The sequence below is a fragment of the Mycobacterium sp. DHQP2018-32-09 genome (assembly GCF_058148405.1).
Genome location: NZ_JBYVYK010000014.1, coordinates 70,289 through 91,401, shown reverse-complemented (window position 1 = coordinate 91,401; position 21,113 = coordinate 70,289). Strand labels below are relative to the sequence as shown.

19 protein-coding genes are annotated in these 21,113 nt (G+C 69.8%); 9 read left to right on the top strand and 10 right to left on the bottom strand.

The features are described 5' to 3' along the window. Nucleotides 1-14 precede the first annotated feature (14 nt). The 3 genes from sdhA (at nucleotide 15) to AC30CM_RS09420 (ending at nucleotide 3,273) form a co-directional block, all read left to right on the top strand. Nucleotides 15-1,808 carry a succinate dehydrogenase flavoprotein subunit gene (sdhA, locus tag AC30CM_RS09430; protein ID WP_490116586.1) on the top strand — a complete coding sequence of 598 codons (1,794 nt, stop codon included), beginning with the start codon at nucleotides 15-17 and terminating at the stop codon, nucleotides 1,806-1,808. Nucleotides 1,809-1,911: 103 nt separating this feature from the next. After that, on the top strand, nucleotides 1,912-2,625 hold the full coding sequence (locus AC30CM_RS09425; RefSeq protein ID WP_490116607.1) for a succinate dehydrogenase iron-sulfur subunit: 714 nt from the start codon (nucleotides 1,912-1,914) through the stop codon (nucleotides 2,623-2,625). Nucleotides 2,626-2,673: 48 nt separating this feature from the next. Next, on the top strand, nucleotides 2,674-3,273 hold the full coding sequence (locus AC30CM_RS09420; protein WP_490116585.1) for a carboxymuconolactone decarboxylase family protein: 600 nt from the start codon (nucleotides 2,674-2,676) through the stop codon (nucleotides 3,271-3,273). Here AC30CM_RS09420 and AC30CM_RS09415 read toward each other — a convergent pair. Further along, complete coding sequence (locus AC30CM_RS09415) at nucleotides 3,191-4,150, bottom strand: sigma-70 family RNA polymerase sigma factor (protein ID WP_490116584.1); 960 nt, start codon at nucleotides 4,148-4,150, stop codon at nucleotides 3,191-3,193. The two genes, AC30CM_RS09420 and AC30CM_RS09415, sit on opposite strands and share 83 nt — an antisense overlap. Nucleotides 4,151-4,429: 279 nt before the next feature. Between AC30CM_RS09415 and AC30CM_RS09410 the strand changes: the two genes are divergently transcribed. The 4 genes from AC30CM_RS09410 to AC30CM_RS09395 all read left to right on the top strand — a co-directional run bounded on the left by AC30CM_RS09410 (nucleotide 4,430) and on the right by AC30CM_RS09395 (nucleotide 9,799). Beyond that, the gene (locus AC30CM_RS09410) at nucleotides 4,430-6,049 is read left to right on the top strand and encodes an HNH endonuclease signature motif containing protein (RefSeq protein WP_490116583.1); all 1,620 of its coding nucleotides are present in this window, start codon (nucleotides 4,430-4,432) and stop codon (nucleotides 6,047-6,049) included. 486 nt (nucleotides 6,050-6,535) lie between these two features. Next, on the top strand, nucleotides 6,536-7,351 hold the full coding sequence (locus AC30CM_RS09405) for an alpha/beta hydrolase (RefSeq protein ID WP_490116606.1): 816 nt from the start codon (nucleotides 6,536-6,538) through the stop codon (nucleotides 7,349-7,351). A gap of 62 nt (nucleotides 7,352-7,413) precedes the next feature. Then, entirely contained in the window at nucleotides 7,414-8,925 is a 1,512-nt protein-coding gene (locus tag AC30CM_RS09400; RefSeq protein ID WP_490116582.1) for an APC family permease, read from the top strand. Between the two features lie 13 nt (nucleotides 8,926-8,938). After that, nucleotides 8,939-9,799: a universal stress protein gene (locus tag AC30CM_RS09395; RefSeq protein WP_490116581.1), complete on the top strand. Its 861-nt coding sequence runs from the start codon at nucleotides 8,939-8,941 to the stop codon at nucleotides 9,797-9,799. A gap of 3 nt (nucleotides 9,800-9,802) precedes the next feature. Here the strand turns inward: AC30CM_RS09395 and AC30CM_RS09390 are convergent, their stop codons facing one another. From AC30CM_RS09390 to AC30CM_RS09360, 7 genes are read right to left on the bottom strand one after another with little or no spacing between them, the layout of a single operon-like run. Further along, nucleotides 9,803-10,168, bottom strand: coding sequence for a cupin domain-containing protein (locus tag AC30CM_RS09390; protein ID WP_490116580.1), 366 nt, complete (start codon nucleotides 10,166-10,168; stop codon nucleotides 9,803-9,805). 35 nt (nucleotides 10,169-10,203) lie between these two features. Further along, nucleotides 10,204-11,622, bottom strand: a complete 1,419-nt coding sequence (locus AC30CM_RS09385) for an NAD(P)/FAD-dependent oxidoreductase (protein ID WP_490116579.1) — start codon at nucleotides 11,620-11,622, stop codon at nucleotides 10,204-10,206. 20 nt (nucleotides 11,623-11,642) lie between these two features. After that, the gene (locus tag AC30CM_RS09380) at nucleotides 11,643-12,782 is read right to left on the bottom strand and encodes an ABC transporter ATP-binding protein (protein ID WP_490116578.1); all 1,140 of its coding nucleotides are present in this window, start codon (nucleotides 12,780-12,782) and stop codon (nucleotides 11,643-11,645) included. After that, complete coding sequence (locus tag AC30CM_RS09375) at nucleotides 12,772-13,569, bottom strand: ABC transporter permease (RefSeq protein ID WP_490116605.1); 798 nt, start codon at nucleotides 13,567-13,569, stop codon at nucleotides 12,772-12,774. The genes AC30CM_RS09380 and AC30CM_RS09375 overlap by 11 nt, the downstream gene beginning before the upstream one ends. Further along, nucleotides 13,569-14,465: an ABC transporter permease gene (locus tag AC30CM_RS09370; protein ID WP_490116577.1), complete on the bottom strand. Its 897-nt coding sequence runs from the start codon at nucleotides 14,463-14,465 to the stop codon at nucleotides 13,569-13,571. Before AC30CM_RS09370 ends, AC30CM_RS09375 begins: the two co-directional genes overlap by 1 nt. Nucleotides 14,466-14,480: 15 nt before the next feature. After that, nucleotides 14,481-15,602, bottom strand: coding sequence for an ABC transporter substrate-binding protein (locus tag AC30CM_RS09365; protein ID WP_490116576.1), 1,122 nt, complete (start codon nucleotides 15,600-15,602; stop codon nucleotides 14,481-14,483). 27 nt (nucleotides 15,603-15,629) lie between these two features. Next, nucleotides 15,630-16,220 carry a cupin domain-containing protein gene (locus AC30CM_RS09360; RefSeq protein WP_490116575.1) on the bottom strand — a complete coding sequence of 197 codons (591 nt, stop codon included), beginning with the start codon at nucleotides 16,218-16,220 and terminating at the stop codon, nucleotides 15,630-15,632. Nucleotides 16,221-16,530: 310 nt separating this feature from the next. Between AC30CM_RS09360 and AC30CM_RS09355 the strand changes: the two genes are divergently transcribed. Together AC30CM_RS09355 and AC30CM_RS09350 are read left to right on the top strand one after the other, a co-directional pair. Next, a complete protein-coding gene (locus AC30CM_RS09355) occupies nucleotides 16,531-17,871 on the top strand; it encodes an NAD-dependent succinate-semialdehyde dehydrogenase (RefSeq protein WP_490116574.1) in 1,341 nt (446 codons plus the stop codon). An 88-nt stretch (nucleotides 17,872-17,959) separates the two neighbouring features. Next, entirely contained in the window at nucleotides 17,960-18,475 is a 516-nt protein-coding gene (locus tag AC30CM_RS09350; protein ID WP_490116573.1) for an Lrp/AsnC family transcriptional regulator, read from the top strand. Here the strand turns inward: AC30CM_RS09350 and AC30CM_RS09345 are convergent. After that, on the bottom strand, nucleotides 18,472-19,632 hold the full coding sequence (locus tag AC30CM_RS09345; protein WP_490116572.1) for an FAD-dependent oxidoreductase: 1,161 nt from the start codon (nucleotides 19,630-19,632) through the stop codon (nucleotides 18,472-18,474). The genes AC30CM_RS09350 and AC30CM_RS09345 overlap by 4 nt on opposite strands. Continuing rightward, nucleotides 19,629-21,110, bottom strand: coding sequence for a gamma-aminobutyraldehyde dehydrogenase (locus AC30CM_RS09340; RefSeq protein ID WP_490116571.1), 1,482 nt, complete (start codon nucleotides 21,108-21,110; stop codon nucleotides 19,629-19,631). Before AC30CM_RS09340 ends, AC30CM_RS09345 begins: the two co-directional genes overlap by 4 nt. Nucleotides 21,111-21,113 lie beyond the last annotated feature (3 nt).

The window sequence follows — 21,113 nt, the reverse complement described above, 5'->3', positions numbered from 1 at the left end:
GGAGGCCGATAACCATGATCGTTGAACACCGTTACGACGTCGTCATCGTCGGCGCCGGCGGCGCAGGGATGCGCGCCGCCGTGGAAGCCGGCCCGCGAGCCCGCACCGCGGTGCTCACCAAGCTCTACCCCACGCGTAGCCACACCGGCGCGGCGCAGGGCGGCATGTGCGCCGCCCTGGCCAACGTCGAGGAGGACAACTGGGAGTGGCACACCTTCGACACCGTCAAGGGCGGCGACTACCTCGCCGACCAGGACGCCGTCGAGATCATGTGCAAGGAGGCCATCGACGCGGTCTACGACCTCGAGAAGATGGGGATGCCGTTCAATCGCACCCCCGAGGGCCGCATCGACCAGCGCCGCTTCGGCGGCCACACCCGCGACCACGGCAAGGCCCCCGTCCGGCGTGCCTGCTACGCCGCCGACCGCACCGGGCACATGATCCTGCAGACGCTGTACCAAAACTGCGTCAAGCACGACGTCGAGTTCTTCAACGAGTTCTACGCGCTGGACCTGGTGCTCACCGACACCCCCGGTGGGCCCGTGGCCACCGGCATCGTGGCCTATGAACTGGCCAGCGGCGACATCCACGTGTTCCACGCCAAGGCCATCGTGTTCGCCACCGGCGGATCCGGCCGGATGTACAAGACCACCTCCAACGCCCACACGCTCACCGGCGACGGCCTGGGCATCGTGTTCCGCAAGGGACTCCCGTTGGAGGACATGGAGTTCCACCAGTTCCACCCGACGGGCCTGGCCGGTCTCGGCATCCTGATCTCCGAGGCCGTGCGCGGTGAGGGCGGGCGACTGCTCAACGCCGACGGCGAGCGCTTCATGGAGCGGTACGCGCCCACCATCGTGGACCTGGCGCCGCGCGACATCGTGGCCCGTTCGATGGTGCTCGAGGTGCTCGAGGGCCGCGGTGCGGGACCCAACAAGGACTACGTGTACATCGACGTGCGCCATCTCGGCGCCGACGTGCTCGAGGCCAAGCTGCCCGACATCACCGAGTTCGCCCGCACCTACCTGGGCGTCGACCCCGTCACCGAGCTGGTGCCGGTGTACCCGACGTGCCACTACGTCATGGGCGGCATCCCCACCACCGTGCACGGTCAGGTGCTGCGGGACAACAACTCGGTGGTGCCGGGCCTGTATGCCGCAGGTGAGTGCGCGTGCGTCTCGGTGCACGGCTCCAACCGTCTGGGCACCAACTCGCTGCTGGACATCAACGTGTTCGGCCGCCGCGCCGGCATCGCCGCGGCCGAGTACGCGCTGGGCCACGACTTCGTCGACATGCCGGAGAACCCGGCGAGCATGGTCACCGGCTGGGTGGGTGACATCCTCAGCGAGCACGGCAACGAGCGCGTCGCCGACATCCGCACCGCGCTGCAGCAGTCGATGGACAACAACGCCGCGGTGTTCCGCACCGAGGAGACGCTCAAGCAGGCGCTCACCGACATCCACGCGCTCAAGGAGCGTTATGGCCGGATCACGGTGCACGACAAGGGAAAGCGGTACAACAGCGATCTCCTGGAGGCCATCGAGCTGGGCTTCCTGCTCGAGCTGGCCGAGGTGACCGTGGTAGGGGCGCTCAACCGCAAGGAGTCGCGCGGCGGTCACGCCCGCGAGGACTACCCGAACCGCGACGACACCAACTACATGCGCCACACCATGGCGTACAAGGTCCTGAAGGGCGGGAGCGAAGCGACTGGGGGCGTCAACTCAGGGACCGACCTGCTGAGCGACATCCGCTTGGACTACAAGCCCGTCGTCCAGACCCGGTACGAGCCGATGGAACGGAAGTACTAGCGATGAGCCGCTTGCGCGAAGAGGAGATGGCCCAGTGACCAGCGTGCTGGAAAAGCCGGAGACCGGCGATCCCGAGCTGCCCCCCGTGCCCGACGGCGCGGTGATGATCACGTTGAAGATCGCCCGGTTCAACCCGGAGGATCCCGACGGTGCCGGCTTCCAGAGCTTCCGCGTGCCGTGCCTGCCGAGCGACCGGTTGCTCAACCTGCTGCACTACGTGAAGTGGTACCTGGACGGCACGTTGACGTTCCGCCGGTCCTGCGCGCACGGCGTCTGCGGTTCGGATGCCATGCGGATCAACGGTGTCAACCGACTGGCCTGCAAGGTGCTGATGCGCGACCTGCTGCCCAAGAAGGAGGGCAAGCAGCTCACCGTCACCATCGAGCCCATCCGCGGCCTGCCGGTGGAGAAGGACCTCGTGGTCGACATGGAGCCCTTCTTCGACGCGTTCCGCGCCGTGAAGCCGTTCTTGATGACGACGGGCAACCAGCCGACGCGTGAACGCATCCAGAGCCAGACCGACCGCGCCCGGTACGACGACACCACCAAGTGCATCCTGTGTGCGTGCTGCACCACCAGCTGTCCGGTGTTCTGGAACGACGGGTCGTACTTCGGCCCGGCCGCCATCGTCAACGCCCACCGGTTCATCTTCGACAGCCGTGACGAGGGGGCCGCCGAGCGGCTCGACATCCTCAACGAGGTCGACGGTGTGTGGCGCTGCCGCACCACGTTCAACTGCACCGACGCCTGCCCCCGCGGCATCCAGGTCACCAAGGCGATCCAGGAGGTCAAGCGCGCGTTGATGTTCGCGCGCTAGACCACCGCGGCTGCGTCACATCCGCCGGGGCTACGTCGTCCAGGTGGCATGACCACACGCATCCCGCCCCTGTCCCCCGCCAAGGCGTCGTTCGTCACCAGGCTGATGTGGCGCTACGCCAAGCGCCGCTTCGGCGAGGTGCCGGAACCGTTCGCCGTGTACCCGCGTCACTCCCGGCTGCTGTTCGCCGTCGCCGTGCAGGAGATGACGCTGGAACGGGCGTCGACGGCGTTGCCCGCCAACGTCCGCGACCTCGCCGTCTACTGGACGGCACGCCAGATCGGCTGCTCGTGGTGCGTCGACTTCGGCGCCATGCTCATGCGCCTGGCCGGCCTGGACATGGCGCGGCTCGCCGAGATCGACGCGTACGCCACGTCGCCCGCCTACGACGACGACGAGCGCGCCGCCATCGCGTATGCCGACGCCATGACCCGCGATCCGCACGCCGTCACCGATGCCCAGGTGGCGGATCTGCGCGCCCGGTTCGGCGATGCCGGCGTCCTGGAACTGACCCATCACGTCGGCGCCGAGAACATGCGGGCGCGGGTGAACGCCGCCCTCGGGATCACCGAGCAGGGTTTCGATTCGGGTGCGGCGTGCCGTGTTCCGTGGGCTGCGACCGGCCCGACCGCAGCGGGGAACCGCTGAACTTGTCCGGGTTGGCGACGTCCCAGATGGCGCCGACCCGGCCGTCGCGCACGGTGAGGGCCTGGATGCGTGGGGCGATCGCGGGCCAGTCCCCGGTGGCGTCCGCTCCGGCGCAGAGCAAGCCCAGGTCACCGTTCACGCGCGCGATCTGGCCGGCCTGCAGCAGTCGTGGGCCGTAGCGGGCGGCGAGACCCAGCAGGAACCGGGCCACCTTGTCCGCACCGCGGATGACGCGGGCAGCCGTGGGCGCCAGACCATTCGAGTCGCCGGTGAACGTCGCGTCGGGGTGCAGCAGCGCCACCACCGCCGCGAGGTCACCCGTGGCCATGGCCGCCAACAGTCGACCGACGATCTCGTCTTGCTGCGCGTCGCGCGGGGGTGCCGCCGCGCCGGACACGGTGCGGCGGGCCCGCGACGCGAGTTGACGGGCCGCCGCGGCGCTGGTGTCGAGGACCGTTGCGACGTCGGCGAAGGGCACGCCGAAACCGTGGTGCAGCACGAACGCGACGCGCTGGTCGGGTGTCAACAGATCGAGCACCACCATCGCGGCGAAGCGGGCGTCCTCGTCGGCGACGACGACCGCCAACGGATCGGCGTCACCGGATATCGTCACCACGGGCTCTGGCAGCCACTCACCCACGTACGTCTCGCGGCGGTGCGCCGCGGACTTCAACCGGTCCAGGCCGATGCGGCTCACCACGGTGGTGAGCCAGGCGCGCGGTTCGACGACGTCGGCACGGCGGGACCCGAGGGCCTGCCACCGCAACCACGCGTCCTGGACGGCATCCTCGGCGTCGGCGAAGGAACCCGTCAGCCGATACGCCACCGCAAGCAGGTGCGACCGTTGCCCTTCGAACTCGTCGACGCCGGCGGTCACGCCTTCAGGGTAGTCGCCACCCCGGTTGGGAATGCCGTTCACCCATCAAACCCCATGCGCCACTTGCGTTTCAGTGGGCTCGCGCGGCCCGGACGCCGAGACCCATCCGCGTTCGGCGTCCCGCAGGCCTCCAACTGATTGCCTGCCGCGGCACTTCAGATCGCCGCGTCGTCACCCTCCACCTTTCGCGATCTCATCGTCCGACACGCCATGCCTGTCACCATCATCCTCGGGCGACCCTGCCGCGAAGCCGGACGCCACGGATGTGTCGGTGGTCGAATGTATGTTCGAGTCGTGGGGTTGGGTGAGGTTCGGGTGGCGGTGGCGGGGTTGCGGGCCGCGTTCGCCGGCTGCGACCTGGACACCGTGACCCTCGACGAGGTGTTCGCCCTGGGCGACGAGTTGGAGTCCCTGGGCTGCGCGCTGCCGGCGCAGTGGCATCGGGTGCTGACCGAGTTGCAGTGCCGCACCACCCCCAAGGAGGTCGGGGCGAAGTGCTGGCGGGAGGTGGTGGCGGTGCGGTGGCGGCTCTCGGGGCGGGAGGCGAGTCGCCGGCTGGCCGAGGCCAGTGTGTTGGGGCCGCGGCGCAGTGTGACCGGGGAGGCGTTGGCGCCGGTGCTGCCGGCGTTGGCGGCCGCCCAAGCCGGCGGATTGCTCACCGGGGAGCACGTGACCGTGATCCGCGACGGGCTGCGCGAGGTGCCCGGCTGGGTGAGTCGCGCGGAGCGCGAACGCCTCGAACTGGACTGGGTGCGCCACGGGGTGGGGCACGGTCCCAAGGAGTTGCGGGATCAGATCGCGCTGGCGTTGGCCGAGATCGACCCCGACGGCCCCGAACCCACGGATCGAGAACCCGAGCGGATGCGGCGGCGGGAGGTGGTGATCGGTTCCCAGCGGCGTGACCGCACCGTGCCCATGTCGGCGACGCTGACCCCGGAGGCGGCGGCGCTGCTGGAGGTGTTGTTGGCCAAGTACGCCGCCCCGGGCATGTGCCACCCCGAGCAGGACACCCCGTGTGTGTCGGGGACGCCGTCGCAGGCCCAGATCGACGCCGATGCCCGCACGGTCGGGCAGCGGCGTCACGACGCGTTGGCGTTCGTGCTGCGCGCCGCCCTGGGGAAGAAGGAACTCGGCACGCTCACCGGGATGCCGACCACGGTGATCGTGCGGACCACACTGGCCGATCTGGCCGCCCGCGCCGGGATCGCGGTCACCGGCGGCGGCACGCTGATGCCGATCCCGGACCTGCTGGCCATGGCGGCCCGCACCGACACCACGGGCTGTCTGGTCGTCTTCGACGCCGCGACGCGCGAAGTCATGGACTGCTACCGCACCCGGCGTACGGCGAGCACCGCGCAGCGGTGGGCGTTGATCGCCCGCGACGGGGGCTGCACCAAACCCGGCTGCACCGTGGGGGCGTATGGCTCCCAGGCTCATCACGCCCGCCGAGACTGGGCCGCCGGCGGGCACACCAACGTCGATGACATGTGTCTGGCGTGCGGCTGTGACAACCGGTTGGTCGCCGAGGGGCAGTGGCGCACCCGCCTCACCGATGATCATCAAACCGAGTGGCTGCCGCCGCCGCACCTGGATCACGGGCAAGCCCGGGTCAACCACTACCACCACCCCGACCGGATCCGGGTGGCACCCGAGCACGCGTTCACCCCGGCCGAACCCGAAGACCACCCCGGACCACGCCCGGACTGGTCACCCGATGACCCGTGGGCACCCACCAGCGACCAGCGGGGGCGGAGGCAGGAGAACCCGCCCCCGGCCCCGCCCAGGGTCGAGGACCCCTGGGCACCCGACCCCCCGACACCGGCAGCCACCCCCGACCCCACCACCCCCGACCCCACGACCCCAGGCGGCCCCGAACCACCCCACGACACCGCGGTCTGACACCGCCCCGCCCACATCAGGATGGTGGAGATGCCGTGGTCATCGGCAAACACGCGACGAGGCAGGGCGATTGGGGATCTGCAGGGCGATTGGGGATCTGCATCGCGTCGGCGTCGGCGTCGGCGTCGGCGTCGGCGTCGGCGTCGGCGTCGGCGTCGGCGTCGGCGTCGGAAGACCGTACTTGCGTCCGGTGGCGCGTCCCGCCGAAGCAACCGGCTGCGCGGTCACCGCGTCTGCCCCGCACCGTCTCGAGCCGTCCCGCTCCGGCCCGAGCCGTCCCGAGCCGTCCCGCACCCGCCCGAGCCGGCCACGCTACCGTCGGACACCCGGTGAAGGCCGTGGCCGATCCGGGCGTTGCACCGTGGGGGGATGTCCACCAGACCGACGAGAGGAACTGCGAACGTGTCACTGCTGTCCTGGCAGCCGATCGCCGACGCGGTCGCGCGGCTGTTCGCGCGTACCGTGAACCCCGCACCGCGACCGCAGGTGCGGTTCCCCGAGATCGGGGGCCGGCCCAGCACCGCCGTGGTGCCGACACGCCACGGTCCCGCGACGGTGACGATCTACCGTCCGGCCGACGCTGCCCGCCCAGGCGTCTACGTCAACGTCCACGGCGGTGGCTTCGTGGTGGGCCATCCCGCGCAGGACGACCCCTGGTGCCGATACCTGGCCGCCCATGCCGGCGTGGTGGTCGTCAACGTCGACTACGTGCTGGCGCCTGCGCACCGCTTCCCCGCCCCGGTGGAGCAGGTGTTCGACGTCGTCGCGTGGGCGGCCCACCCCGACCGCGAATGGGACGGCACCCGGTTGTGCGTCGGCGGTCAGAGCGCGGGCGGCAACATCGCCGCGGCCGTCTCGCGGATGGCCTGGGAGGCCGGCGGTCCGCGCATCGCCCTGCAGGTGCTGCACTATGCGCCCCTCGATCTGGTGACACCTGCCCGTCGCAAACCGACGCCGCTGGGCCGCCGCGCCGTCCTCAAACCGTGGATGAGCGACGTGTTCGACACCGCCTACGTGCCCGCGGTCGCCGACCGCACGCACCGGCTGGTGTCACCGGCGTGGGGGCCGAACGCCGACGGCCTGACAGGGATCGCGCCCGCCCTGGTGATCACCGCCGAGTACGACCGGTTGCGCGCGGAGGCCGTGCGCTACGCCGCCGCGCTGCGGGAGGCGGGTGCGCTGGTCCGCCACCACGACGTGTCCGGCGTCGACCACGGCTACAACATCATGAGCACCGCGACGGACGTCACGCGCGCCATGTACGACCTGATGGTCGCCGAGGTGCGCGCCGCCGTCGGCTGACGGTGGCACCGGCCGCGCGGTATGGGCGCACGGGCGGTGACGGAACCGTATATTCACCGTCCATGGCCACTCCCGAACCGCAGGCCCATACGGCCGTCGCCGACAAGGGGCTGCAGGCCGGCGCGCTCGGCCTCGTCGGCAACGTCGTCATCGGGCTAGGCGCGGTGGCGCCCGCCTACAGCCTCGCGGCCACCCTGGGCTACGTCGTGCTCAACGTGCAGGACAAGGCGCCCGCCATGTTCGTCCTGGCGTTCATCCCCATGCTGCTCGTCGCGTTCGCCTACAAGGAACTGTCCCAGGACACCCCGGACTGCGGTACCACGTTCACCTGGGGCACAAAGGCTTTCGGACCGTGGATCGGCTGGATCGGCGGGTGGGGGCTGGCGGTGTCAGCCATCATCGTGCTGGCCAACGTCGCCGAGATCGCCGCGGTCTACCTGTTCAAGTTCGTCGGCCAGGACGACCTTGCCGACAGCGTGGTCGCCAAGGTCACGCTCGGCAGCTTCTTCATCATCGCGATGACGCTCGTCAGTGCGCGCGGCGTCGTGGTCTCCGAACGCATCCAAAACGTGCTCATGGCCATCCAATTCGGCGTGCTGATCACCGTCAGCGTCATCGCGCTGGTGCGGGTGTACGCAGGGACCGCAGGTGCGCAGGCCGTCATGCCGTCGCTGTCGTGGCTGTGGCCCGGCGGGTTGGACGCGTCGTCGATCGCCGCAGCCATCATCTTGTGCATCTTCATCTACTGGGGCTGGGACGCCTGCCTGGCGGTCGGCGAGGAGACCAAGGATCCCGGCCGCACGCCGGGTATCGCGGCCGTCATCACCACGCTGATCCTGGTGTGCACCTACGTGCTGGTCGCCTACGCCATCCAGTCGTTCGCCGGCTTCGGCGACGTCGGCATCGGCCTGAACAATGCCAACAACACCGACGACGTGCTGACGGTGCTCGGCGAACCGGTCGCCGGCCAGGTCGCCGCGTCACTGCTGCTGCTGACGGTGTCCATCTCGGCGCTGTCGTCGACGCAGACGACCATCCTGCCGACGGCCCGCGGCACGCTGTCGATGGCGGTGTACGAGGCCCTGCCCAAGCGGTTCGCGAGCGTGCACCCGCGCTACATGACCCCGGCCTTCGGCACCGTCGTGATGGGTATCTCGGCGCTGTTCTTCTACCTGGTGCTGACGTTCGTCTCCGAGAACGCGCTGGCGGACTCGGTGGCCTCGTTGGGCCTCGCCGTGGCGTTCTACTACGGCATCACGGCGTTCTCGTGCGTGTGGTACTTCCGCCGGTCGCTGTTCACCGGCGCGCGAAACCTGTTCTTCCGCGGCATCTTCCCGCTGCTCGGTGGGCTGGCCATGACGTGGGCGTTCGTGCAGAGCGCCGCGGACATGATCAAACCGGACTACGGCTACACGGCGTTCGGCCCCATCGGCGGCGTCTTCGTCCTCGGCGTGGGCATGCTGGTGCTGGGCGTGCCACTGATGCTGGCGTGCTTCGCGTTCGGCACCAAGCGCTTCTTCCGCGGCGAGACGCTCAACGCGTCGACCGGAGTCCAGGTTCCGGACACCTTCTGACGGGAGACCGACCATGCATCTGACCGTGGGCTATCTGGCCACACCCACCGGCGACGACGGTGTCGCCCTGGCGACCGCTCTGGCGCGCACCTTCGACGCCGCCGTGGACGTGGTGCTCGTCGTGCGCGAGGAGCTGCCCGACGGGCACCCGGGCCGCGTCGAGTACCAGCACCTGCTCGTCGAGCGCGGTGAACGCTGGGTCGCCGCGGCCATCGCCACCCTGGGCAGGGGCGGGGTCGAGGCGTCGTCGACGGTGATCGTGGGCGACTCGTTCGCGGAGTCGCTCATCGACTTCGCGACGGAGCGGGGTTCGGACCTCATCGTGGTCGGCGGCGCGCGCGACGGGTTCTTCGGCCATCACACCATCGGCCCGGTGACCGGTGCGCTGCTGCACCTGTCCCCCATCCCGGTGGCGCTGGCGCCCCGCGGATACGCCGAGGACCCCGACGACGACATCGCCACGCTGACCGCCGCGGTGCCGACGCGACCCGGCGACGACAACCCGTTGCCGTTCGCGCTGACGCTGGCCGCCGCGGGCGGGCTGCCGCTGCGCATGCTGTCGCTGGTGTCCGCCGAGAACGTCGCCGAGGCGGCCGGCGCCAAGGAGGTACGTCAGCTCCAGGTCGCCGCGGCCCGCGACAACCTGGCCGCGGCCGCCCGCGCGCTGCCGGACTCACCGGACGTCGAATCCCTGGTGGCCGACGGCATGACGCTCGAGTCGGCGCTCAAGAAGTTGCGCTGGGAGGACGGCGCGCTGCTGGTGGTGGGCTCCAGCCGGTTCGCCGCACCCCGGCGGATCTTCCTCGGCTCGACGGCGGCGCGCATCCTCGCCGCCGTCGACGTGCCCGTCGTCGTGGTGCCCCGCGAGGGCTGAGCCTCAGGCGCCCACGATGACGTAGGTCTTGCGGATGGTCTCGGTGACCACCCAGCGGCCGCGCCAGCCCTTGGGCAGCACCAGCAGCGAGCCGGGCCCGACGTCGGCCTGCGTGCCGTCGTCGCCGACGACGGTCGCCGCACCCGAGATCACGTGGCACACCTCGGTGCCGCCGGAGCGGTCCGCGGTGAACTCACCGGGTTCGCACTCCCAGATGCCGGCGTCGGTTCCGGCGTCGGACCACAGGCTGGCCGCCGTCTCGACCTGTCCGGTCAGGCTGGTGGGTTTCGGCTGGGCCGGCGGGAGTGCCGCGGTGGCGCTGGCGGCGTGGCGCAGCGCGACGGCGGTGTCGGTGGGGTGCGTCGTCATCGGTCCGTTCCATGTGGTCGTGGGATGCGCATCGGTCAGCGTCCCGTGATCGTGTTGGCCACCCGGGCCAGGCGGCTGGTCCCGACCAGGCCGCGGGTGGACTCCCGGCGGTCGGCAGTGCGGTAGAGCGCGTACATCGCCTGCACCCCGAGCCACCGCAGCGGTTCGGGTTCCCAGCGCCGCACCCGGCGCCCGACCCACGGCAGCCGCGTGCGCTCGGTGTCCTGCTGCAGCACCAGGTCGGCGAGCGTATGGCCGGCGAGGTTCGTCGTCGTGAGGCCGCTGCCCACGTAGCCGCCCGCCGTGCCCAGCCCCGACGCGCGGTCGAAGTCGACGGTGGCCGTCCAGTCTCGCGGCACGCCGAGCACCCCGCACCATGCGTGCGCGATGGGCACCTCGCGCGCGGCCGGGAACATGTCACGCAGCAGCGCGGTCAGCGCGTCGACGGTCCACTGCTGGGTGGCCCCGCGATTGTCCAGCGTCGAGCCGAAGCGATACGGGATACCCCTGCCGCCCAGGGCAATCCGATCGTCGGCGGTGCGCTGGGCGTACATGTAGCCGTGGGCGTAGTCGCCGAGCAGTTCGGCCCCCGCCCAGCCGATGTCCTTGCGCACGGACTCCGGCAGCGGCTCGGTCACGATCATGGAGGAGTTCATGGGTAGCCACTCCCGGCGCTTGCCGGGCAGCGTCGCGGTGAAGCCCTCCAGGCAGCGCAGGATCACCGGGGCGCGCACGGTGCCGCGAGCGGTGACGGCGCGCCCGGACTCGATGGCGGTGACGGTCGTCTGCTCGTAGACGTCGACGCCGAGGCCCTCGACGACCTTCGCCAGACCCGTGACGAGCTTGGCCGGCTGCACGCGGGCGCAGTGCGGGCTGTACAGGCCGCCGATGGCGCCCGCGACGCGGATCCGCTCGTTCGACTCGTCGCCGGTGAGCACCACGAAGTCGTCGGGTCCTGCGCCCCATTCGCGTTCGTGGTCCAGCGCGGCGCGCAACCGTCCCATCTGGGCCTGGTTGCGGGCGACGTGCAGCAGACCGTCCTTGACGATGTCGGCGTCGATGCCCTCGGCAGCCGCGACGGCGATCACCTCGTCGACGGCCGTGCGCATGGCCCGCATCAACGTCACCACGCCGTCGTGGCCGTGCGTCGAGGCGTACGCCTCGCGCGAGCCGGCCAGCTCGGCGGACAGCCAGCCGCCGTTGCGGCCCGACGCCCCGAAGCCGGCGAACTCCTTCTCCAGCACGGTGATTCGCAGGTCCGGCTGGGCCAGCTTGAGGTAGTAGGCGGCCCACAACCCGGTCAGCCCGGCGCCGACGATGCAGACGTCGGCCTCGATCGAACCCGGCAGCGGCGCCCGGGACTCGGGCCACCCCGCGGCCCGGTACCAGAACGACACACTGCCGTTGACGAAGTCGTTGGACAGTTCGGGCGCCGCGGACCCTAGGGGTGACATGTCGTGCTCCTGTTCTGTCGTCAGCGAGTGGCGGCGGCCGGCACGCCGGACGTGGCGTCGTCGGCCGCGAGGATGGCCGCGTTCTCGGGCTGGAACGTCAGCCAGATGCGTTGTCCGGGCGAGGTGGCGGTGATGCCGTCGGCACTCTCCCGGACCAGGACCATCGTGTCGTCGTCGAGGCGCACCTCGACCTTGCGCGCGTTGCCGAGGTAGATCTCCTGCACCACGGTGCCCGGAATCGCGTTGGGGGCGCTGGGCGCGTCGTCGGTCGCCGCGATGCGGATGCGCTCGGGCCGCACCACGACCGCGACCCGGGTGCCGACCGGCGCACCGCCTCGCGTCGCGACGATGCGGCGGCCACCGACGTTCACGCCGTTGGCCTCCTCGACGGTGCCGTAAAACAGCGAGGATTCACCGAGGAACCGCGCGACGAAGATGCTCTTGGGGAACTCGTAGAGTTCGGTGGGCGTGCCGATCTGCTCGATGCGGGCGTTGTTGAACACGGCGATGCGGTCCGAGAGCACCAGCGCCTCGTCCTGGTCATGGGTGACGTAGACGAACGTGGTGCCCAATTCACCGTGGATGCGCTTGATCTCCAATTGCAAGGTGTCGCGCAGCTTCTTGTCCAGCGCGCCGAGGGGTTCGTCCATCAGCAGCACCCGCGGCTGGTAGACCATGGCGCGGGCGAGCGCCACACGCTGCTGCTGCCCACCGGACAGCTCCTTGGGTTTGCGCCGCCCCAGGTGCTCCAACCCGACCATGGCCAGCGCGTCCTCGACCATGCGCGTCCGTCCGGCCTTGTCGATCTTGCGTTGCCGCAGAGGGTATTCCACGTTGGCCGCGACGGTCATGTGCGGGAACAGCGCGTAGTGCTGGAACACCATGCCGATGTTGCGCTTGTAGGGCGGCAGATCCTCGACCGACTGGCCGTCGATCTGCAGCTGCCCGTCGGTGACGTCGACGAACCCGGCGATCATGTTCAGCGTCGTGGTCTTGCCGGATCCACTGGGCCCCAACAACGTGAGGAACTCCCCGGGCTGCGCGTCGAGGTCGATGCCGTCCACCGCGACGACGGAGTCGTAACGCTTCGTCAGCCCGCGCATGGTGATGGCGGCACCGTGCGGCGCCTGACCGGCTGCCGGCGTGGGGTTACTTGGCACGACTCCTCCTGAGGGTGAAGATGCTGGCGACGATGGTCAGGACCGTGGTGATCGCCAGGATGACGGTGGCCGCTGCCGCGATCGTGGGATCGGTGTCCCTGGTCACCGACGCGTACATGCGCACCGGCAGCGTCTGTAGGTAGGGGCTCTGGATGAACAGCGACAGCACCACCTCGTCGAAGCTCGTCGCGAACGCGAACAGCGCACCGGACATCACGCCCGGTGCCACCTGGGGCAGCGTGACCGTGCGGAACACCGTCCACCGGTTCGCCCCGCAGCTGGCCGCCGCGTCCTCGAGCCGCCGATCGAAGCCCTGCAGGCTGGCGCTCACCGGGATGATCACGAAGGGCAGCGCGAGGACGCTGTGCGCCACCACGAAGCCCAGCGTCGTGCCGAGGAGGTTGAGTCGCAGGTAGATCGCATAGATGCCGATCGCCACCACGATCACCGGAACGATCATGGGCGACAACAGCAGTGCGCGCAGACCCTGGTCGCCGAAGAACCGGGTGCGACTGAACGCGACCGCTGCCGCGGTCCCGCACACCGTCGCCACGACGGCGACCAGCAGGCCGACGCGGATGCTGGCCTCCAGGGACCACAGCCACGACGGATCGGTGAAGAAGTTGACGTACCACTGCGTCGAGAACCCGGTCGGCGGGAACGTGAACGTCGGCCGGTCGGTGAAGGACAACGGGATCACGATCAGCGACGGCGCCACCAGCCACACCGCGACGGCTGCGCAGAACACCAGCAGCACGGCCCGCCAGAACGTGCCGCTGTGCCGCATCACGACTTCCTCTCCTGTCGCGACGCCCGCCGCAGCGCGAGCAGCAGCACCGCGAGCACCAGGAACGTCACCAGCAACAGCACCACGCCCATCGCCGCGCCCCGGCCCCACTGCAGCAGGCTGTTCACCTGGACGTAGATCTGCTGACTGATCAACGCGTTGTCCGGTGCGCCGAGCAGTGCGGGCGTGACGTAGAACCCGAGGCTGCTGATGAACACCATCAGCGCACCGGCTCCCACACCGGGCAGCGTCAGTGGCGCCCAGACGCGCAGGAACGACGTCAGCGGGCGCGCCCCCAGACTCGACGACGCCATGATCAACCGTCGATCGAGCCCGGCCATCACCGCGTAGAGGGGAAGCACCATGAAGGGCAGCAGGATCTGGCTCATACCGATTACCACGCCGAGGTTGGTGCGGATGAGCTGGACGTCACCGAGCCCGATCAGCCTGAGCACCGAGTGCGCGGGTCCGTTGTCCTGCAAGAGGATCACCCAGGCGAACGTGCGCACCATCAGGCTGGTCCAGAACGGCACCAGCACCAGCATGGTGAGCAGCGCCCGCAGCTTGGGCCCGGCGGCCACCATCGCGTAGGCGTACGGGTAACCGAGCAGCAGGCAGATGACGGTGACCTCGAGCCCCGTGGTGAACGTGCGCAGCAGCACCGCTCGCTGCACGGGATCTCCGACGTACCAGGCGAAGTTCTCCAGGCCGGGCGTCGGATCGGTGAACGCCCGCCACAGCATGACCCCGAGCGGGATCAGGAACACGCCGATCACCAACACGATCGACGGGGTGAGCAGGGCGTAGGCACCGCGGCGCCTCCGCCTGGCTCCCGCCATCTCGGTGCGCGAGCGCGGCGGCGCTGCCCCGGAGGAGAGGACGTCGACGACGGTCATGGGGCTCGACATCCCCTACTTGGCAAGCCAGTCCGAGTACGCGCCGTTCATGGCGTCGTTGTTCTTGGACCACCACTGCACGTCGAGCGGGAAGCGATCCTGCTGACGTTCGGGCGTCGTGGTGAGGAAGCTCTTGGCCAGGTCGTCGAGTTGCGGCTTGGCATCGACGTTGATGGGGCTGTAGGACGTCAGCTCCGAGAGCTTGGCCTGCTGCTGTGCGCCCAGGTAGTAGTTGATCAGCGCCATCGACGCCTTGGGGTTCTTCGCCCCCTTGGGCACGGTGATGGTGTCGGCCTCGGGCATCCACTGGTTCCACATCGGCGCGAACGGCGCACCGTTCTTCACCGCGGAGTACGCGCGCCCGCTCCACAGCAGCGCCATGTCGACCTGGCCGGCCTCCAGCAGCTGCTGGGCGTGGGCACCGCTGTTCCAGAACACGATGTCGGGGCGGATCGACTGCAGCTTGTTCAGGGCGCGCGGGGCGTCGAGGGGGTACATCTTGTCGGGGGCGACGCCGTCGGCCAGCAGGGCGCCTTCCAGCACTCCCATGTCGAGTTCGCCTGCGATGCCTTCGATTCCGCGCTTGCCGGGGAACTTCGCGGTGTCGAAGAAGTCGGCCCAGCTCTTCGGCGGGTTGGCTCCGTACTTCTGGGTGTTGTAGACGACGATGAGCCCGTAGCCCATCGCGGGCACGGAGCAGTCGTCGGTCTTGGCGCCCGGGGGGATCTTGCTGACGTCGACGATGCTGGTGTCGATGGGGAGGAACAGCTCACCGCAGTGCTGGGCGCTGACGACGTTGGTGGTGTCGACGACGTCCCACGTGACGTTGCCCGACTCGACCTGCGTCTTGATCTTCGCGGTCTCGGTCGGGCCGTCCTGCAGCACCCGGGCGCCGGACTCCTTGGCGAACGGATCGATGGCCGCCTCGGTCTGACCGTCCTGGAAGATGCCGCCGTAGGAGACGAAGGTCAGGGTCACGCCCTTGAGCGCGTCCTTCTTGACGGTGCCTGCCTGCGGCGGGCCGCTGCCCAGGTCGACGTCGGCGCCGGGGGCGGGCCCACTGGAGCAGGCTGCGGTGACCAGCATGCCGGCGACGAGCACGGCGGGCAGTCGACGCGCGAATGATGGTGTGGCCATGCGGATCTCCTTTGGGTGGGGACGTCTTCAGTGGGTTGGGGGACTGATGATCCAGAGCAGCTCGACGAACGCGTCGCTCCGGTTGTGGACGGAGTGCGGGATCGACGTGCGGTACTCGGCGCTGTCGCCGGCGTCCAGCACGTAGGTCTGGCCGCCGAGTTCCAGCGTCGCGCTGCCCGCGGTGACGATCAGGAGTTCCTGGGCGTCGCCATGGACGTACGGTTCGCCTGCGCTCGCGCCGGGCGCGAACTCGGCGACGTACACCTCGAGATTGCGCAGCGGCTTCTGCGACAGCAGGTACTTCGAGCTGAGCTCCGACACCTCGATCACCGGACGTGCCACCTTCCGCAGGATGCGGACGTCGGCGACCTCGTCGTCGGTGAACAGATCGGGCAAGGTGACACCCAGTTCGTCGGACACCCGACGCAGCGTGCTGATGCTGGCGTTGACGTGCCCGCGTTCCACCTCGCTGAGGAACCCCGCCGAGATGCCGGCCCGATCGGCCAGTTCACGCAGCGTGAGCTGGCGTGCCCGCCGGAACTGGCGGATGCGCTCCCCCACGGCCGCGTCGCCGCTGGCGGTCGTGGGCAGTTCGTCTGCCGGACCCGTCGCAGTCATATTGAGTTGTCCGTTCACTCGTGCGAAAACGGTCGATGCCATGCCATGTGCGTTGCGGCGAACAATTTGTTCGCTCCAGCCTGAACCATAGTTCGCCGCAGCGCATCCGGCAAGACGTACGTCACATCGTTGCCGTCACGTGATCCGTGTCACACGACCGCCGCACGCTGCGGATCGATCGGTAAAGACGCGCCGAAATGCGCGGGATTCGTCGTCACCGTTGCGGACTGTGACCGATTTCGCAAGGATCGAGGGGAGAAGTCACAACCCAACCCGGGCGGTCGTCGCCCGGCATAAGGAGCGGTCAAACATGAGCACGTCCATGTACGCGGTGGTCGATCCGTCGACGGGTGAATTGGTCAAGGAGTACCCGACCGCCACCGACGCCGACATCGAGGCGGCCATCGCCTCTGCCGCCAAGGCACACCGCGAATGGTCGAAGAACTCGACGGTCGCCGACCGGGCGGCGCTGATCTCGAAGGTCGCCCAGCTCCACGAGGAGCGCAAGGACGAGCTGGCGCGCATCATCCAGCGCGAGATGGGCAAGCCGCTGGACCAGTCGGTGGGCGAGGTGGAGTTCTCCGCCGCGATCTACCAGTACTACGCCGACAACGCCGAGAAGTTCCTCGCCGACGAGCCCATCACGCTGCTCGAGGGTGAGGGGTCCGCGCTCGTCCGCCGCAGTTCGGTGGGCGTACTGCTGGGCATCATGCCGTGGAACTACCCCTACTACCAGGTGGCCCGCTTCGCCGGCCCGAACCTGGTCACCGGCAACACGATCGTGCTCAAGCACGCGCCGCAGTGCCCGGAGTCGGCCGCGGCGCTGCAGCAGATCTTCCTCGACGCCGGTTTCCCCGAGGGCGCCTACGTCAACGTCTACGCCACCAACGAGCAGATCGCCGAGGCCATCGCCGATCCCCGCATCCAAGGCGTCTCGCTGACCGGCTCCGAGCGTGCCGGCGCCGCCGTCGCCGAGATCGCCGGACGCAACCTCAAGAAGGTCGTCCTCGAACTCGGCGGCTCGGACCCGTTCATCGTGCTGTCCACCGACGACCTGGACGCCACGGTCGACGCCGCGGTCGACGGCCGCTTCGAGAACACCGGCCAGGCCTGCAACGCCGCCAAGCGGATCATCGTCGCCGAGAGCGTCTACGACGAGTTCCTGGACAAGTTCACCAAGAAGGTGCTCGCCAAGGCCGACGGCCTGGCCCCGCTGTCGTCGGTGCCCGCGGCCGAGCGCCTCGAGGAGCAGGTGCAGCGCGCCGTCGACAGCGGCGCGACGCTGACCACCGACGGCGAGCGCAAGGGCGCCTACTTCCCGCCCGGCGTACTCACCGGCTTGAGCACGGACTTCCGCGAGGAGTTGTTCGGCCCGGTCGCCTCGGTCTACAAGGTCGCCGACGAGGACGCCGCGGTCGAACTGGCCAACGACACCCCGTTCGGTCTGGGCAGCTACGTCTACACCACCGACGCCGAGCAGGCCAAGCGCGTCGCGGACAAGATCGAGGCCGGCATGGTGTTCGTCAACGCCGTCGGCGCCGAGGGCGCGGAGCTACCCTTCGGCGGCGTGAAGCGTTCGGGCTTCGGCCGTGAACTCGGCCGCTTCGGCATCGACGAGTTCGTCAACAAGAAGCTGATTCGCATCGCCTGACGCGCACGATGCCCCAAAACGCCGGTGAGGCTTTGCCTCACCGGCGTTTTTCATTGCTCGAGACCTGCGCATGGGGCACGATGAGACGATGCGCAGCTTCGCCGGACGCCATCGCCACGGCGGACCCCCAGCCGACCCCGCCTCGGGGCGCATCGAGTTCGACGCGACGTCCGATGCCATCGTGCGCACCCTGCAGCAGGACGGCAGGCGGTCCTACGCCGGCATCGGCAAGGCCGTCGGCCTGTCCGAAGCCGCCGTCCGCCAACGCGTCCAGCGCATGGTCGACGCGGGGGTCATGCAGATCGTCGCCGTCACCGACCCCATGCAACTCGGCTTCGCCCGCCAAGCCATGATCGGCATCCGCTGCACCGGCGACACCACCAAGGTCGCCGAACAACTCGCCGCCATCGAAGCCGTCGACTACGTCGTGCTCACCGCGGGGACGTTCGACGCCATCGTCGAGGTCGTCTGCGAAGACGACGGCGACCTCCTCGACCTGCTCAACACCAAGATCCGCGCCGTCCCCGGCGTCACGCACACCGAGACCCTGATGTACCTCAAACTGGTGAAGCAGCAATACGATTGGGGCGCGCGGTCGGTCTAGTGCCGGCCCAACGCGTGGGGGCCGGTGCGCGCCGGCGTCCCGTCGGCGAACCTCGCCAGGGACAGCGCCGCCACGTCGGCGTCGGCCGGACGGTCCTCCACCAGATCGGCGAGCAACTCCCCCATCAACGCCGAGAACTTGAAGCCCTCCCCGGAGTCGCCGCACGCGATCACGATGCCGCCGGGCAGCCGGTCGATCACGAAGCGCCCGTCGGGAGAGTCGGTCCAGCAGCAGATCTGGGCGTCGAGCACCGTCGGGGGAACCGCCGTCAGATCCGTGGCCACCCGCTCGGCGAGCACCGCGGTGCGCTGCGGGTCCGGGGTGCGGTCGCGATCGTCGTCGGAATGGTCGCGCACCGGGACGTCGAGCCCCACCTTGTAGCCGACACCCGGTGAGGGCATGGCATAGATGCCGGGCCGCTCCGCCGTCGGTCCGTCGAACAGCCCGGGAAGCCCGTCGGTGACAGCCGAATTCGTGGGATCGCCGAAGTGCACCACCTGCTCCAGATACGGGTGCAGGGGCAGGTGAACGCCCAGGGTCGCCAGCAGCGGCCCCGCGCCGGGACCCGCCGCCACGACCGCCGTGTCGGACCGCAGCGTCGCCCCGTCGTCCAACGTCACGGCCACCCCGCTCGGCGTCGCCGCCACCGCGGTCACCGCGCGCCCCACCTCCAGGGCACCACCGGCGTCGGTGAACGAACGCAGTTGCGCGCGCAGTGAATCCGCCGCCAGCACCACGCCCGCCGTCGGCTGCCACACGGCGTCACGGCCGTCCGGCCGCAGCCCGGGGAAGAACCGCGCCACGTCGGCGGCCTTCACCTCCACGTGCTCGACCCCCGCTTCGCGCAGCGTCGACACCAGTTGCGGCAGCGACACGTCGTCGCGCCACAGCAGCCCGCGCGTGAGGTGCACGGTCGCGCCGGTCAGGGCGCTCAGCCGCTCCATCGACGCCAGGCCGCGGATGGCCAGGCGCACCCGCGCCGGGTCCGGATCCGCCAGGCGCCACAGCCGGGTCGGACCCAGCGACGACGACAGGGGATTCAGCACGCCGTGACGGTCGACCAGCGTGACGCGGTGGCCCCGGCGGGCGAGTTCGGCGGCGGCGGGCAATCCCCACGCGCCGGCGCCGATCACGGTGCAGGAGGAGGAGGGGGTCATCGCTTCGTGAAGATGATCCGGTGCCAATCCTTTTCGGGTGCCGCCGTGATGTCACTCATCACGTGCTTGATGGTCAGGTATTCCTCGAACGAGTAGTCGCTCATGTCCTTGCCGAAACCGGACGCGCCGACACCGCCGTGCGGCATCTCGCTGATGATCGGGATGTGGTCGTTGATCCACACGCAGCCGGCGTGAATCTCGCGTGACGCCCGCTGGGCGCGGTACACGTCACGCGTCCACGCCGAGGCGGCCAGCCCGTAGGCCGTGTCGTTGGCCTGGCGCAGCGCGTCGTCGTCGTCGCTGAACGCGCGCACCGTCAGCACCGGGCCGAAGATCTCGTCGCGGTACACCTCCGACCGCTCGTCGACGTCGGCGATGAGGGTCGGGGCGTAGAAGGATCCCGGGAGATCGGGGATGGTGCCGCCGGTGACGATGCGGCCACCCTCGGCGGGGGCCCGCGAGACCATGCCTGCGACCTTGTCGCGGTGCGCCGTCGAGATCAGCGGCCCCAGATCGGTGTCCGGGTCGTGCGGGTCACCCACCACCACCTTGGCCATGAGTTCGCCGACGCCCGCCACGAAGTCGTCGTAGAGCGCCTCGGCGACGATGGCGCGCGTGGCCGCCGTGCAGTCCTGCCCGGTGTTGATCAGCGACGCGGCCACCGCACCCTGGATCGCCGCGTCCAGGTCGGCGTCGTCGAACACCACGAACGGCGCCTTGCCGCCCAGTTCGAGTTGCGTGCGGTGACCGTGCGTGGCGGCGGCCGCCATCACCTTGCGACCCACCGGGGTCGACCCGGTGAACGTCACCAGATCCACGCCCGCGTGCCCGGCCAGCGCGGTGCCCACGTCGTGACCGGCCCCGGTGACGACGTTCAGGACACCGTCGGGCAGTCCGGCCTCGGTGGCCAACCGGGCAAGGGTGAGCGTGGTCAGGGGCGTGATCTCGGCGGGCTTGATCACCACCGAGCAGCCGGCGGCCAAGGCGGGCAACACCTTCCAGACCGCCATCTGCAGCGGATAGTTCCACGGGGTGATGGTCGCGACCACGCCGATGGCCTCGCGGCGGATGCTGGAGGTGTGGTCGGCCGAGTACTCGGCGGTCGCCTTGCCCTCCAGGTGACGGGCGGCGCCGGCGAAGAAGTCGATGTTGTCGATGCTGCCCGGGACGTCGAACTCCGTGGCCAGGCGGACCGGCTTGCCGGTCTGGGAGACCTCCTCGGCCACCAGGTCGTCGGCCGCGGCGGCCGCCAGCGACGCCAGCTTGGCCAGCACCGTCGACCGCTCCACCGGCGTGGCCGTCGACCACCCGGACAGCGCGGCGCGGGCCGAGGACACCGCGGCGTCCACGTCGGCGGTCGTGGCAAGCGAATATTCGGCCGTCGCGGTACCGTCGGCGGGGTTGACCACCGTGAACCGAGGTCCGCCGGTCGTGACCGCGCTACCGTCGATGAAACTGCTCGCCACCGTCTGTGCCATGGG